Origin of the sequence: Spongiibacter pelagi (genome assembly GCF_014705705.1) — a bacterium.
GTDB lineage: Bacteria > Pseudomonadota > Gammaproteobacteria > Pseudomonadales > Spongiibacteraceae > Spongiibacter > Spongiibacter pelagi.
This window is the reverse complement of sequence record NZ_JACXLD010000001.1, coordinates 610741-626733: the sequence shown is the minus strand read 5'-3', so window position 1 is coordinate 626733 and position 15993 is coordinate 610741. Positions and strand designations below refer to the sequence as shown.

The window sequence follows — 15993 nt, the reverse complement described above, 5'->3', positions numbered from 1 at the left end:
TAACTGTTTGGCCTATCTCGGTAACGAGCAAGGAAAAATCATGAAGAAAACAAATGTCGCAACTTTATTATTGAAGCCGCCCAGCTTGGTATTTATCGCCTGCTGCGCAGTTGCCACTATTTTGATGCTGACTAAAACCGAACTTGAAGCCAAACCCATTGAGAAAATATTACCGGTGGTGCGCGTGGTTGAGGTCTACCCCAAGACCACCACTTTAATGGTAAGCGCACAGGGGGTGCTTTCTCCCAAACACCAGGTGAATATCATCAGCGAGGTAGATGGCAAAGTTACTTCGGTAAACGACAACTTTGTGTCTGGCGGCACTTTTAAAAAAGGCGATGTGCTGTTTGAAATCGACCGCGCTGAATATGAGTCGGCACTGACCAAGGCGGAAGTGACGCTAAAAAAATCGAAGATGGAATTTGAATTTGCGGACAATGACATTAAGCGAATTCGCGCGCTTTATAAAAAGAAACTCGCCAGTAATACCGATTTAGATCAGGCCGAACGCGCCTTTTCTCGCGCCAGCTCAGATTATGAAGTTGCCAAAGTGCAGCTTGCAGATGCACAGCGTAAATTACAGCAAGCTACCGTTACCGCGCCGTTTGACGGTAAGGTACTTGAAGAAAATGTTGCCGTTGAAGAGTTTATTCGTCGCGGTGAAAAAACCTCGACCATTTATCAAGCTGACCTTTATGAAGTGAAGCTGCCTATTCCCAGCAAAGACATTGAGTTTTTGGCTTATCCCTCACCAGAAAACCCCGCAACTGTTCATCTCACCACAACCTTTGCCGGTACAGAACTGCACCATACCGGCCAACTGGTTCGTCTAGAAGCCGAGATGGACACCCGCTCCAATATGATTACCGGCATTGTGGATATTCGAGTCGAAAAAGGGACACCTGCAGTGCCACTCGGCTTGTTTGTGCATGCCGAAATTGAAGGGCGCGAGGTCGAGGATGTTTATCGCCTACACCGCCGTTCGGTGCGCAACGACCAGCGCGTATTACTGGTCGATCAAGAAAATCGTCTGCGCCTGCCCAAGGTCAACATCCTTAGAAACGAAGGGGATTTTGTACTGGTTAATGGCGGCATCACGCCGGGTAGTCTTATTTGCGAATCCCATATCGATATCGCCATCGACGGCATGGAGGTTTCCGTTGTGAAAGCAGCCAGTCCCAGCTCTAACTCCAGTTCCAAGTCCAGCACTCAAGCTGCCCCGCAAATTTAAACAGGACCTCGCGCTATGCTAAATCGCTCTATCGCCTGGTTTATTGATAATCCGGTTGCGACCAATCTGACCATGTGCCTGATGATTGTCACCGGCCTGCTCACCCTCAGCACGATGAAGCGCGAGGAATTCCCGGAGATGCAGGTGGATGCCGTGCAGGTTTCTGTAACCTATCCGCAAGCCTCTGCCGAAGAAACTGACGGCGCAATCTGTGTGAAATTAAATGAACAAATCACCGGCACCGAAGGCGTTAAAAAACTCAAATCCAGCGCCCGCGAAGGCAACTGTAGTGTCACCATTGAATTAAATGAATCGGCGGACAAAACCAAAGCCCTCGCCGACATTAAAAACATTGTCGACAAAATTGACAGCTTCCCCGACGACAGCGAACAACCCATTGTTACCGATGTCAGAACCAGCAATGCGCTATTGCAGGTGGTACTTTCTTCTACCGCATCCGACGAGTTAGCGCTCAAGCGCCTCGGCCAAAAAATTCGCCGCGATCTGCTTGGCCTGCCCGGCGTGAGTCAAGTCGCACTGGCCTACACCCGCCCGGAGGAGATTTCAGTCAATGTGTCTGAGTTTCAGCTCCGGCAACATGAGTTGAGTATTTCTGATGTCGCCAACGCCATTCGTCGAAATTCTTTTAATTTGCCCGCTGGGATTATCAACAGTCAGGATGGTGAGATTCTGGTTCGCACCGCTGAGCAGCGCGACTCCGAAGAAGCTTTTAAATCGATTGTGGTTTCCGCCAAAGCTGATGGCACGCTGTTGCGCCTTTCCGACATCGCCACTATCCACGATGAATTTAAAGACACGGGAGTACGCGCCTCAATAGATGAAAAGCCCAGTATTATTATTGATGTTCGACGCATCGGCGAAGAAGACGTCATCGATGTTGCCGAGAAAGTGCACCACTATTTTGAAGAGTCCGAGCGCTGGCTCCCTGAGGGCGTCGATTATTTAATCTGGCAGGACGAGTCCAACGATCTGCGCGATCGCATGGATCAAATGGCCGACAGCGGCATCTCCGGCTTGATCCTAGTGATTATCACGCTGTCTCTTTTTATGCAGCCCAAACTGGCATTTTGGGTTACGGCGGGCATCCCCATTTCCATACTGGGGGCCACCATGTTTTTCCCCTCACTGGATGTCACCATTTCCACTTTCTCCATTGTCGCTTTAATGCTGGTGCTAGGCATTGTGGTTGACGATGCGGTGGTGGTCGGCGAGCGTGTATTCAGCCTACACTCGGCCGGCTACTCTCCTTCAGAGGCGGCCAAACTTGGCACTCAAGAAGTTTCTACCGCCGTGGTGTTTGGCGTACTCACCACCATCGCCACCTTTTCGCCTCTGGTATTTGTAACTGGTGCGGTAGGCTTTCTTGCCAAACCGATTGGCATTGTCACCATTACCATCCTGATTTTTTCATTGATCGAATCTCAATTATTGCTGCCTTCACATTTGGCGCACTCATTAGATAGCCAAAAAAAGGAAAAGAAAGACAGTCGCTGGAACCGCTTTCTTACCCGCATTAATCAAGTCCTAGATAATTTTGTACAGCAGCGTTACGCGCCATTTTTACAATCGGCGCTCAAAAACAAATTCACCACCCTTTCTGCATCGTTTGGCATCTTGATTATTGCTGTTGCCCTCAGTGCCAGCGGCCGTGTGCCCGTGCAATTTTTCCCACCCGTTCCCGGAGAGCGGATGTACGCCAGCCTTACGCTACCCGAAGGTACTCCGATAGAGGAAACCGAAGCTGCGCTAAAGAAAATCACCCAAGCGGCCTATCAATTGCGAGAGGAAATACGGGCGCTAAACCCGCAAGAAAACGCCGCGGTTATGGATCACATCATAGTCTCATTGGGAAAAAAATTGATCAGAAGCACCACTTCTGGCAATGCAACCGTGGGGCGACATTTTGCCGAAGTTGGTATTAATCTAAATCTGCCAGAAGACTACCGAGGCCCCGGCGCCGATGAACTCGCCAGTCGCTGGCGCGAATATACCGGCCCGATTCCCAATGCCGTTAAACAAACCTTTGATGCCAAATCCGTTTCCATTGGCAATGCGATAGAAATCGAACTGCGTGGCGACAACCTCGAACAGCTCGATACAGTGTCATCACAAATTAAAGCTGGCCTGTACACCGTACCCGGCGTATTCGATATCTACGACACTTTCCAATACGGCAAACAAGAGCTGCAACTCAGCATGTTGCCCGAAGGCTACAACCTCGGCTTTAACACCATCGACCTCACCCAGCAGGTTGCCAAAGCCTTTCAAGGTGAAGAAGTGCAGCGCATTCAGCGCGGCGAAGAAGAAGTGAAAGTCATTGTTCGCTACCCCGACGATGAGCGCGAAAGCATCGGCAATCTCGAATCTATGCGTATTCGATCGCCCGCTGGAATTGAAGTGCCATTCTCGGCTATTGCCGATATGACCTATACCCGCAGCATGTCCAGCATTGATCGGATAGATGGAGAGAAAGTCGTAAAAATTATCGCCGATGTCGATCAAAACCGTATCACTACCGACGAAGTGCTACAGGAGCTATCTCGCCACTACATTCCCGAGATCAAAGCCCAAAACCCGCAGGTAGAAGTCTTGCTGGCAGGCGAGGCCGAAGAAAGTTTGGAGTCCATCAACCGCTTATTACAACTCTCGCTTGTCGCCATGTTTGCGGTCTATGCGCTGCTCGCCATCCCGCTTAAATCTTATCTGCAACCGCTGGTCGTTATGAGCGCAATCCCCTTTGGCTTAGTTGGCGCCATCGCCGCTCACTTTGTGGTCGGCCAGCCTTTCCTGTTCTTCTCTATTCTCGGGATCGTGGCGCTGTCCGGTGTGGTGGTCAACGCGGCACTTGTACTTGTCGATCGAGCCAACACCTTGCACAGGCAAGGGCTCGACCATCAAACCGCCATTTATAATGCGGCCATCGAGCGCTTTCGCCCGGTGTTCTTAACCTCAACCACGACCTTTATCGGCTTGGTTCCTCTCATCGCCACGCAGGATATTTCCACCCGCTTGCTGTTTGTACCCATCGCCTTATCACTCTCTGGCGGGGTTTTATTTAGCACCTTAATAACGCTGATATTGGTGCCGGCGCTCTATATGATTCTGGAAGGGGTTATTGCGAAAAAATCGCAGAAATCGCTAGAAACCCAATTAACTTAAAAAGCCGGGCCGCTAACCAATCCGCCCCTGACTGGTGCAATAACAAAGCAGGGGCGCACAACAAAGCAGCATAAAGAACGTTTTTTTGAGAACACGAACATCAAATCAGGAGAATCGCCCAGGCTTATGACACGTTTTTGCGCATAGCGGTTATAACAGAGCACCAAAACAGGCTGACAAGTTATCACTGCCAATATCGCAGGTAATAGCGCTTGTTTAAAACGGTCTAATTTGACCGAAATTTGTTTTCACCTGCCAAATTTATTTTTTTAGGCACGGGGATTGCTACACCTCTGACAAACGTTAAACCGTCTTATTTCCGGTGAATTACCATGTCAGAACAGCTTATCCATATAGAATTCGATGCCTCGCGCACCCTTAACGAACAAGTGCGCGAGCATTTAGTGGATATGATTGTGGCCGGTCGTATTCCCGTTGATATCCCCCTGCCCTCATCCAGAAACATGGCCAAAATGCTGGGCATTTCGCGCAACACCGTGATGCAGGTTTATGAAGATCTGGTGGATATGGAATATCTCACCGCCGCACCGCGGCAGGGCTATTTCGTCAATAAAGACGCCCAGACCTGCAAAATGAAAAGCGAACATATTCAAGTAGACAACGCTAATTCTGAGCGTCTGGTTGATTGGGATAAACGCTTTAATACTCGCCCCGGCAACAAAAAGAATATAGTTAAACCCAGCAACTGGGCGCGCTTTGAATACCCGTTTATTTACGGTCAGGTTGACCCTCAACTATTCCCCGAAAATAGCTGGCGCGAATGCGGTTACATGGCCCTGTCTGGCTATAAATCCAAACACTGGTCGCACGACTGGGTCGATGGCGATTACTGCCTGCTAGTAGATCAACTGCGCTCAAAAATTCTGCCACGGCGCGGAATCTTTGCGGAAACCAGCGAAATTCTGGTGACCATTGGCACCCAGAATTCACTCTATATTCTAGCCAATCTGTTAATGAACAAAGACACCAAGGTGGGCGTTGAAGATCCCGGCTTCCCCGATGCACGCAATATTTTCTCTACCTTTAATGCGGACATTCGCTTTCTGCCAGTAGATGAAGAAGGCCTGAAAGTCGACGCCGAATCGGAAAAAGCCCTGAGTGAATTGGATTATTTGTACATCACCCCAAGTCACCAAGTTCCGACTGGCGCGGTACTCTCTTCTGCCCGTCGCGCCAAATTGCTGGAGCTTGCCGAGAAACACGACTTTGTTCTAATTGAAGATGATTACGATGCGGAAATTAATCTGCAAGCCAATGTGCAACCCGCACTGCGCGCCGCAGACCGCAATAACCGTGTGATCTATATTGGCAGCATGTCTAAATCCATCGCCCCCGGTTTGCGCCTTGGTTTTATGGTGGCAGATGAAGACCTTATTTATGAAGCGCGCTCACTGCGCCGCTTGATGTACCGCCACGTTCCAGTACTAAACCAACGGCAACTGGCGCTATTTTTCTCGCGCGGTTACTACGACAACTATCTGCGTAAATTGCGTGAACACTACGAGCAAAAGCTTTCACTAATGAAAGAAGGCATCGCCGAGCATTTGCCCGACTTCTTTCAACAAAGCTCTACCTCGGGTGCAACTTCAATCTGGTTAAAAGGCCCCGAAGGTTTTGACACCGAACAACTGGCATGGAAAGCGGCCAAGAACGGCATTTTGATTGAGCCCGGTAGCATTCATTTTGCCGAGGGCCAACCCAAAAATTATCTGCGACTTGGCTTCTCTGCCATTCAGTCTGAAAAAATCAATCCCGGCCTGCAACTACTAGGAAAACTGATTGATTAACAGAAAGTTTCTGTGAGCTGAAACCCACCCAGGTACGCTTGCAACTCTGATACCGAGCCGAGCCCCGTTCGTGCTCGGTGTTTTTTTATGTGCCCTATGGGCTGGCACTATCCTTCCCCTAATGCTGGCTTTTAGTGCCCCTTTGGTGTTCAGCTACACTCTCTCCATAAACACCAAAGAACCCGCATTATGAATATCTCAGAGCTCGGCCTTTTTTCACTCGCCTTCCTACTGTTCTCAACAGTAGGCGCCTCGTTTATTACCTCTATTACGGGTATGGCGGGCGGTGCGCTGATGCTGGCAGCAATGAATGTTTATATTCCAATGGCGGCGGTCATCCCCATTCATGGCAATGTACAACTGATCAATAATGCCGTGCGCTCACTTTCACTGCGCGCGCATCTCAATTGGAAAATTATTTTTCCCTTTGCCGTGGGCACTATTATCGGCGCAGCCATTGCCACTTTTTACGCCGAAAAATATTACAACGAATTTTTACCGCTGGTCGTATTACTAGCGCTAATTGCCTACACCCTGTTTCGTCCAAAACATCTGCCACAGATAAAAATTAAGGATCACAATTTTTTCTGGGTAGGTTTAGCCACTGGCGCCATCGGCATTATTGCCGGCGCGATCGACCCCATACTCGCCGTGTTTTTTATGCGCAATGATCTCAGCAAAGAAGAGATTGTCGCTAATAAATCCATCATGCAAATGATTGCCCACGCCACCAAAATCCCGGCGTTCCTCTACCTCGGATTCTCCTATTTCGAACATTTGGGAATCATTATTTTACTCACCGTATTTGCATTAATCGGCACGTACTTTGGTATGCATGCCCTGCGCAAAGTTAATCAGCAGGTGTTTTTCAAGATCATGGAAATTGCACTTTACGTTACCGGTGCACGCCTGCTCTATCAATTGATCAGTTTAGTTTAGGAGCCTCGCATGACTGATTCATATACCGTTACCAACCCCTTCGACAACTCGGTTTTATCCAGCCACCTTTACGATAGTTGGGACGTAGTTGAAGCCAAATTGCAGCTACTAAAAAGCGGTCAGAAAACGCAAAAGAAATTCACCGCCTTTGAGCGCTCAGATATTTTAAGAAACCTCGCAGGCCTACTAAGCGACAACGCAGAAGAGCTGGCAAAGCTGATTACACTGGAAACAGGCAAAACTATTTCCGACTCGCGCGTAGAAATGAGCCGCGCCGTGAATGCCGCAAAATCCAGCAGCGAAGAAGCCCGGCAAATTTCTGGCGAGTGCCTAGACTCAGATGCCTTTCCGCCCGCGCGCGGCAAAATTGGTATTTCTCTGTGGAAGCCTCTGGGCACTATTTTGTGTATCACGCCCTTTAACTTTCCCATCAATATTGCCATGCACAAAATCGGCCCCGCCTTTGCCGCTGGCAATGCCATTCTGTTTAAAGCCAGCCCGGTAAACACACAATCCTCCATGCTGTTTACTCAGCTTTGCTATCAAGCTGGTATTCCTGAAGACGTACTGCAATTTGCCATGCCGGCAGATAAAGACCTCAATAAATTAAATAGCCACGATCTTGTAGATGGTATTAATTTCACCGGCGGCACTAACGCCGCCAATGCCATTTCAGCGGTTTCTGGCTACAAGAAATTATTACTAGAGCTGGGTGGCAATGATCCCTTGATCGTCTTACCTGACGGAGATATTGAGGCCGCAGTTAATGCGTCTATAAATCAGCGCCTAGCTACTGCAGGCCAGCGCTGTACGGCGGCTAAACGCATTTTTCTGCACGAAGATATTTACGATGCGTTTAGGGATTTACTGTTAGAGAAAACCCAGAAGCTGGTGGTGGGCGACCCGATGAAAGAAGACACTTTTATCGGCCCGGTAATCAGTAAAAAAGCCGCCGAATCGATTCAATATTTTATTGAAGATGCCATCTTTCACGGTGCCACCGTCACTGCGGGTAATAAATTTGACGGCGCGATTGTTTACCCAACCATCCTTGAAAATCTCTCCGTGGATTGCCTGTTGATGAAAGAAGAAGTCTTTGGCCCGGTGTTACCACTGACCAAATTCAACGATATCGAAGAAATTATTCCCATCATCAATAACAGCCCTTACGGACTACAGGCCGGGGTTTTCACCCAAAACCTTGCGATTGCTCGCACGCTTTTTGAAGAGCTGGATGTGGGCACCTTAGCCTGTAATGACGGCCCCGGCTTTCGCACCGAGCACTTCCCCTTTGGTGGCGTTAAACAAAGCGGTGCCGGTCGTGAAGGCATTAAATACGCCATCCGTGAGATGAGCTATTTAAAAACCCTCGTGATTTAAAAATTTTACGTTTACTGGACCAGTGAAGTCGCCACATCTGGCACTGATAAGTTTGAGCAAATTTAAGCAGGATGAAAGCCATGAAATCCATGTCAGCTACACAGGAATTTGATGATATGTCTGAAATCATCGCAAGCGATAAAAAGCATGTTTGGCATCACCTGACTCAACACTCAGTGTTTGATTCAAGCGACCCAATGATTATTGAATCCGGCGAAGGAATGCGGGTTACCGACATCAATGGTAAAACATTTCTCGATGCCACTTCGGGCGGTGTCTGGTCGGTAAACGTAGGCTATGGCCGTACAGAAATTGCCGATGCTGTTCGCGATCAGCTACTGAAAATGTGCTACTTCGCCAACTCTGCAGGCAACGTTCCCGCTGCCGAATACGCCGCTGCTTTGATTGATAAAATGCCCGGCATGAGCCGTGTGTATTTTTCAAACTCCGGTTCTGAAGCCAATGAAAAAGCCTACAAGATGGTCCGCCAGTTGGCCCACATCAATGGCAACGGCGAGAAGTACAAAATCATCTATCGCGACCGCGATTATCACGGCACCACTATTGGCGCATTGAGCTCCACAGGGCAGGCCGAACGTCGTGAACAGTACGGCCCCTTTGTTCCCGGTTTTTCTTCTTTTAGCCACTGCTGCTGCTACCGCTGCCCCTTCGGCAAAACCTACGGCGAATGCAATATTGAATGCGCCCAAGACCTTGAGCGCGCCATTTTGGAAGAAGGCCCAGAAACGGTAGGTTCTGTGGTACTTGAACCCATTACCGCCGGCGGCGGCGTGATTCCACCCGTGCCGGAATACTTCCCCATCATTCAAGAAATTTGCAAAAAATATGATGTGCTGCTGCATATCGACGAAGTGGTTTGCGGCCTTGGCCGTACCGGCACTTGGTTCGGCTACCAAAACTACGATGTCAAACCTGACTTTGTCACTATGGCCAAGGGCGTTGCCAGTGGCTACGCCGCCATCTCTTGCACCGTGACCACGGAAGCCGTGTTTGAAAAATTCAAAGCCCCGGCTTCTGAGCGTATGCCGTATTTCCGCGACATCAGCACTTTTGGCGGCTGCACTGCGGGCCCGACCGCCGGCTTAAAAACCTTGGAAATTCTTGAGCGTGAAGAATTACTTTCTAACGTTAAGAAAATGGGGACTTATTTGATGGAAGGACTTCATCACTTAAAGAACCGATTCCCGGTCATTGGCGATGTTCGCGGCAAAGGTTTGTTCGCGGGTATTGAACTGGTAACTGATCGCGAAAGCAAAACCCCCGCACCAGAATCTTATGCGGTACAGATTGCCGGCGCCTGCGCCAAAAACGGACTACTGATCGGCCGCACCAACCGCAGCTTTGATTTATTCAATAACACCCTTTGTCTAAGCCCGGCCTTGATAGCCACTAAAGGAGATATTGAAGAAATCGTCAGCATTATTGAGCGCTCTTTTGAAGCGACGCCACTCCAGAACTAAGCAATAGGAATCTGCGATATGGACCTGCTCAAACGACGCGCCCTGCGCAACAAGAAGCGACTTATTTTCCTCTCCACCCTGCTGGCCAGTAATTATTCTCTGGCCAGCTTGGACGACACCATTAACGCGTTTGTAACCCCGGCGGCGGATGCACTCTCGGCCGTGGTGTTTTACAAAATCCCAGTGATGGGCGCCGACCTGCCACTGGTTGTTCTGTGGCTAATCTGCGCGGCCATTTTCTTCACCGGATATTTCAATTTTCTTAATATTCGCGGCCTGCCGCAGGCACTGAAAATTGTGCGCGGCGACTACAGTTGCAAGGAACACAAGGGCGAGGTTTCCCACTTCCAAGCACTGGCCACCGCCGTCTCCGGCACCGTGGGTATCGGTAATATTGGCGGCGTGGCTATCGCCATTTCCATTGGCGGCCCCGGTGCGGCTTTCTGGATGATTTTGGCCGGTTTCTTTGGCATGTCGACCAAGTTTCTGGAGTGCACGCTGGGCACCATGTACCGCCGCGAAAACCCAGACGGCAGTGTTTCTGGCGGCCCGATGTACTACCTTGAGCGCGCCTTTAAAGATCGCGGTTTATCCCGTATTGGCAAATTCCTCGGAAGTTTCTACGCTTTAGGTATCGTGATTGGTTGTTTGGGTATCGGCAATATGTTCCAGTCGAATCAAGCATACACTCAGGTTGTTAACGTCACCGGTGGCGCAGAACAGAGCTGGCTGGCAGATAAGGGCTGGTTGTTCGGTATTTTTCTAGCCATTAGTGTCGCGCTGGTCATTATCGGCGGCATCAAATCCATTGCCCGCGTCACCAGCAAGATCGTGCCTTTTATGGCGGTGTTCTACTGCACCGGCGCGCTGGTGATGATTCTGATGAATTACGACGCGCTGCCTTTCGCCTTCTCCACCATTCTCAGCAACGCCTTTACCGGCTCGGGTATGGCCGGCGGCATTCTGGGCGTGATGATTATCGGCTTCCAACGCGCCGTGTTTTCCAACGAAGCAGGGATTGGCTCAGCACCCATTGCCCACTCTGCGGTGCGTACCGATAACGCGATTACCGAAGGTTATGTCGCGCTGCTTGAGCCTTTTATCGACACCATCATCATTTGCACACTGACCAGCTTGGTGATTATCACCACCCAATATTACGAGCCTAATTTCTCACAAGGTTTGGGCGGTATTGAAATCACCTCTTACGCCTTTGAGCGCAATATTTCTTGGTCACCCGCCTTTATTGCAATCGCCGGCTTCTTATTCGCCTACTCAACCATGATTGCCTGGGGCTACTACGGCCTTAAAGGGTGGACTTACCTGTTTGGCGAAGGCCAGAAGAAAGAGCTGATTTTTAAACTGGTGTTCTGCTTCTTCGTCGCCCTTGGTTGCAGCATTCAGCTTGAAGCGGTGTTGAGCTTCTCTGATGCACTGGTGTTCCTGATCTGTATTCCCAACATTATCGGCCTGTACATGCTGGCCCCTAAAGTCAAAGCCGAACTCAAACGGTTTCAACAAAACATGGCTTCTCGTGAAGCAACAGATGCCTATCCCATTGGAGATGTAAAATGAAAATTGGCGTACCTAAAGAAATCAAAACCCGTGAATACCGCGTTGGTTTAACGCCTTCTTCGGTAAAAGAATTAATCGGCTTTGGTCATACCGTGTTTGTAGAGAAAGATGCCGGACTGGCTATCGACTTTACTGATGATCAATACCTTGATGCCGGCGCGACTATTCTGCCAACTGCGGCAGAGGTCTTTGCCACCGCGGATATGATTGTCAAAGTTAAAGAACCTCAGCCTGCAGAATGCAAAATGCTGCGCCCCGGCCAGATTCTTTACACCTACCTGCACCTTGCGCCAGACCCACAGCAAACCGAACTGTTGCTGGCCTCAGGTGCAAGCTGTATTGCCTATGAAACCGTCACCGACGAACGCGGCGGCCTGCCCCTGCTAGCGCCGATGTCTGAAGTAGCCGGTCGCATGTCAATTCAAGCTGGCGCTCATCACCTTGAAAAAGCTCAGGGCGGTCGCGGCATGTTACTCGGTGGCGTACCCGGCGTGGCTCCCGCTAAAGTGCTGATTATCGGCGGCGGCGTGGTTGGCGATAATGCCGCTGCAATGGCAGTAGGCATGGGCGCAGACGTGACTATTATGGATCGTTCACTGCCGCGCCTGCGCGAGCTGGATAACAAATACCGTGGTCAGGTTCGCTGCCTCTACTCCACCAATACCGCCATTGAAGAACATGCGCTAACGGCGGATCTGGTAATTGGTGCAGTGCTAATTCCCGGCGCTGCCGCCCCCAAGCTGCTGACCCGCGAAACCATTAGCAAAATGCAGCGCGGCGCGGTTGTGGTAGATGTGGCGATCGACCAAGGTGGTTGTTTTGAAACCTCAAAAGCAACAACCCACGACGACCCAACTTTTATCATTGATGACGTGGTGCATTACTGTGTGGCGAATATGCCCGGCGCCGTAGCTCGCACCTCAACCATCGCCCTGAATAACGCAACCTTGTCTTACGCTATTCAATTGGCCAACAAAGGATTAGGTGCACTGGCAGACAATCCGCACTTGGCAAAGGGCTTGAATATTCATCAGGGCGAAGTGACTTATAAGGCGGTGGCGGATGCGCTGGGCTACCCTTATAAGCCTTACACTCCGGGCCTAAGCTCAGCCGCCTAAGGAACCCTTAAGGAGCCTGATTAATTACTGCGTTTGCACTCTTGGCCGTCGGCGGTGTTCGAATACTCAAATGGCTCAGGCTTTAAAACAGAGAGCGTAGAAAAACAAAAGCCGTCTCCCATAAGGGCGACGGCTTTTTTATTTCGCCTCAGAAAATACTGAAGCGTTTTTGAATCGAACTTAGCTCTTCGGCTTAGCGAACTTGAGCAATGCTATTCTGGCAGCTCAGCTCAGAATACATGGCCGCGTAGTGATCCTGACGGCTCTGCCATCTGGATTGCTCATTGGCAGTACCACCTTGGGCTTTCAGTTTTTCATACTGGCCCATATTGCGTTCAATTTTTTCACATTCGCTGGCGGAACCCTGTTCCAGAGCAGACGCACCAGAGATCATCAAGAAGGCAAGAATCCCAACAGCAAACTGACGGTTTTGAGTTTTCATGGCAATTTCTTCTTATCAAAATTAGGGAAAAAGGGCTCACTTAAGTGAGTGGCGCAATTTTATTTAGCTTAAAATTTAAGCGCAATAACCATATCAAAAATAGTGCACGACGCACTATTTTAATCCCTTATTTTGATTTTTACTCTTATATTTTGCGCACTATAAAGCAGCGGACTGTGTGTTTTAAGTCTTAAATTAGACTTTATTATTCGATTTAAAAATATAAGAAAATTAAGAGCTCTAAAAAGAAAAGCCCCCGGCATAATCGCCGAGGGCTTGAGAGGTTTACAGACGAGCGGTAAACGACAGGCCAATCAAACGGTCTGGGCCGGGAATGAAGGTGGGCAATCCAAAGCTGTCTCCAGTATTACCGGCATCTAGTAGATAGTCTTCATCCAGCAGGTTTTTGCCGAAAATCTCCACGGCAAATCGGCCATCGGGAATTTCATAACTCAAGGTCATATCCAGTAATCCGTAAGCGGGCTGAAATTCATCTTGCACGCTGTCCACTTCCTGCAAGTCTGGACGGTCATTATTGTCGTCAAAGAAATATTTAGATTTATAACTATACGATGGCGTTGCTGAGAAAATACCGTAGCGGGTTGGCAGGCGGAAGGTCGCACCAATCGCCGCGCTGTGATCTGGACTTAAGCGGAAATGATTGCCAGCGAATTGCTGCTCTTGCCCGGAGTCGTCTTTATCGGCAAAGCGCCCGTGGTTATAACCGTAGCTAAAGAAGGCCGATATATTCTCATTTATTTGGCCGTCTACCTGAATTTCTAAACCGTATGAACTGGCCGATCCGGCATTGAGGACTTCCACCGCCGCCTCACCGGGAACATAAATCGTTGTCTGGAAATTGGTGTACTCGTAGTAGAAGGTTGAACCACTGATATTCAGTTTGTTCTCAAAAAGGCTGAGAAAACCGCCCACTTCAATGGAATCTACCAGCTCGGCATCCAGTGTTTGCGGCTCAACAAAGCTACCTCCGGCCGGGGTATTAAACGCGATAACTTCCGGCCGACGACCACGGGCATAACTTGCCCAGGCATTAAAATCCTCGGTGAAGTGGTAGGCCAAAACCGTGCGCCACGACAAACCACTAAAGGTATCGCTGGCTTCTTGTTGTTCGCCATTTTCACTAGCCGCAATAAACAAGGTTGAGCCGGGATCTGCCAGCACCGGAATCGGCAGCGTAATCGGCAATGCGGACAAATCTGCCAACGGCTTTGAACGGCCATAGTAGCTGGTCGATTTATCGTCGCGAGTCCAGCGAATACCGGCAGTTAGCTCCAGCTTTTCGCTGAAGCGCCAAGTAGCATCGCCGAACAAATCAATCGATTGCGATTCGCTGCCGTTGGAAAATTCCTCTTCATACAAAATACCGGAAGCTGGCAACACAGGTTCGCTGGCTTCGCCGGTGGCCAGAAAATTCAGAAAGAAAGGAATGCCCACGGTGGCATCTGTCGCCACGGGCACGTACTGGCTGCCACTTTCATCCAGATAATTGGCACCGAAGAAGGCGGTTAGATCGCCACCGGCATCATAGTTGAAGCGCAGTTCCTGACTGAATTGTTCGCCTTCAGCGACCTCTGCCGCCACCAAAATATTGTGATGAGAACCGTCGGCATCGAACACTTCTTCCGACTCAAATTCCCGCACGCCGGAGATCGCGGTAAATGTCCAGGTATCATTAATCTCCCAAGCCACAATACCGGTCACGCTATCTAAGCTGCGCTCAAGGCCCAATTCAGCGTTGTTTCTAAAACCGCCAAAACTTTGCAGAGCCGCGCCAGAATAGGGGCTGGTATCGCCACCGGGAGGCGCAAAGCGATTGTTTTTAAATCCGGTGCCGGGCGGGGTATCTTCTTGGCTATTGGCAATCAGGTCGATACGCAATGACTCAAGGGGATCAAAACGCAGCGACACCCGCCACGCTTCGACATCCGCGCCATTAAAGCCTTCGCCTCCAAGCAGGTTTTCCACATAGGGGTCGCGGCTCTTTTTTATCAGAGAAACGCGAGCGGCCAAGGTTTCGTCAATAATTGGCCCACCCAATTGCGCGCCAATTTCCTTGTATTTGGTGCTGCGCACACTTTCGCCATAACCCAGTTTAAGCTGACCATCCCACTCGTAATCGGCTTTGCGCTGTATAACGTTAATGCCGCCAATCAATGCCGCACGACCAAACAGGGTACTCTGCGGCCCTTTAACAACTTCGACGCGTTCAAGATCGTGCAATTCGAAAAACGATCCGCGTGAACGCGACGACGGCACACCGTCTTGGAATATCGCAATACGCGGTTCAATAAAGGCCTCACCGGAGTCGGAGGTAATGCCGCGAATCACAAAGGCAGGGTTGTTCGCACTCTGCTCCTGCACCTCTAGGCCGGGAACAAAATTCGCCAGATCGTCAAACTGCTGAATATTCAGCTCTGCCATTTTGTCGCCGCTCATGGCGTTGATATTAATAGGCACATCGCTAAGGGATTGTTCGCGTTTCTGCGCGGTAACCAATACTTCTTCAATTTGCGCATAGCCCGGCACGGATACACTCAATGCCAATATGGGTAACGCCGCATTAAATACTCGCAACGGGTTTTGTCGTTCACGACGGTTTTGAGTCCGCACCATTTTCCTCAACCTCTTTCAGATTGCCGTCACTGCGTTTGCAGGGCCTTATTGTTATCTTTATGAACTAGGGAGCCTCTGATTAATGTAGCGAGTGCAGCAAGATTGGTTGTCGCAGCAGCGCAGAAAGCGGAATTTATATGCAAATAAATGAGCATTTCGAGCAGCTCCGACAACTGAGATTGCAAATGCAGTAATTAATCAGAGG

Annotated in this window: 10 protein-coding genes; 8 read left to right on the top strand and 2 right to left on the bottom strand. The window is 49.7% G+C overall.

The features are described from left to right. Window positions 1–40: 40 nt before the first annotated feature. From IB286_RS02910 to ald, 8 genes are all read left to right on the top strand, one after another. Window positions 41–1231, top strand: coding sequence for an efflux RND transporter periplasmic adaptor subunit (locus IB286_RS02910; RefSeq protein WP_190762236.1), 1191 nt, complete (start codon window positions 41–43; stop codon window positions 1229–1231). A gap of 15 nt (window positions 1232–1246) precedes the next feature. Beyond that, a complete protein-coding gene (locus IB286_RS02905; RefSeq protein ID WP_190762234.1) occupies window positions 1247–4411 on the top strand; it encodes an efflux RND transporter permease subunit in 3165 nt (1054 codons plus the stop codon). A 332-nt stretch (window positions 4412–4743) separates the two neighbouring features. Further along, window positions 4744–6219: a MocR-like pyridoxine biosynthesis transcription factor PdxR gene (gene pdxR, locus IB286_RS02900; RefSeq protein WP_190762232.1), complete on the top strand. Its 1476-nt coding sequence runs from the start codon at window positions 4744–4746 to the stop codon at window positions 6217–6219. A 189-nt stretch (window positions 6220–6408) separates the two neighbouring features. Next, the gene (locus tag IB286_RS02895; RefSeq protein WP_190762230.1) at window positions 6409–7158 is read left to right on the top strand and encodes a sulfite exporter TauE/SafE family protein; all 750 of its coding nucleotides are present in this window, start codon (window positions 6409–6411) and stop codon (window positions 7156–7158) included. Window positions 7159–7167: 9 nt separating this feature from the next. Then, window positions 7168–8538 carry a sulfoacetaldehyde dehydrogenase SafD gene (gene safD / locus IB286_RS02890; RefSeq protein WP_190762228.1) on the top strand — a complete coding sequence of 457 codons (1371 nt, stop codon included), beginning with the start codon at window positions 7168–7170 and terminating at the stop codon, window positions 8536–8538. A gap of 80 nt (window positions 8539–8618) precedes the next feature. Continuing rightward, window positions 8619–10019: an aminotransferase family protein gene (locus tag IB286_RS02885; RefSeq protein WP_317889683.1), complete on the top strand. Its 1401-nt coding sequence runs from the start codon at window positions 8619–8621 to the stop codon at window positions 10017–10019. An 18-nt stretch (window positions 10020–10037) separates the two neighbouring features. Next, window positions 10038–11594, top strand: coding sequence for an alanine/glycine:cation symporter family protein (locus tag IB286_RS02880; RefSeq protein WP_190762226.1), 1557 nt, complete (start codon window positions 10038–10040; stop codon window positions 11592–11594). Beyond that, a complete protein-coding gene (gene ald / locus IB286_RS02875; protein ID WP_190762224.1) occupies window positions 11591–12712 on the top strand; it encodes an alanine dehydrogenase in 1122 nt (373 codons plus the stop codon). The genes IB286_RS02880 and ald overlap by 4 nt, the downstream gene beginning before the upstream one ends. A 193-nt stretch (window positions 12713–12905) precedes the next feature. Here ald and IB286_RS02870 read toward each other — a convergent pair whose 3' ends face one another. After that, entirely contained in the window at window positions 12906–13154 is a 249-nt protein-coding gene (locus IB286_RS02870) for a hypothetical protein (RefSeq protein ID WP_190762222.1), read from the bottom strand. 285 nt (window positions 13155–13439) lie between these two features. Next, window positions 13440–15788: a TonB-dependent receptor gene (locus tag IB286_RS02865; RefSeq protein WP_190762220.1), complete on the bottom strand. Its 2349-nt coding sequence runs from the start codon at window positions 15786–15788 to the stop codon at window positions 13440–13442. Window positions 15789–15993 lie beyond the last annotated feature (205 nt).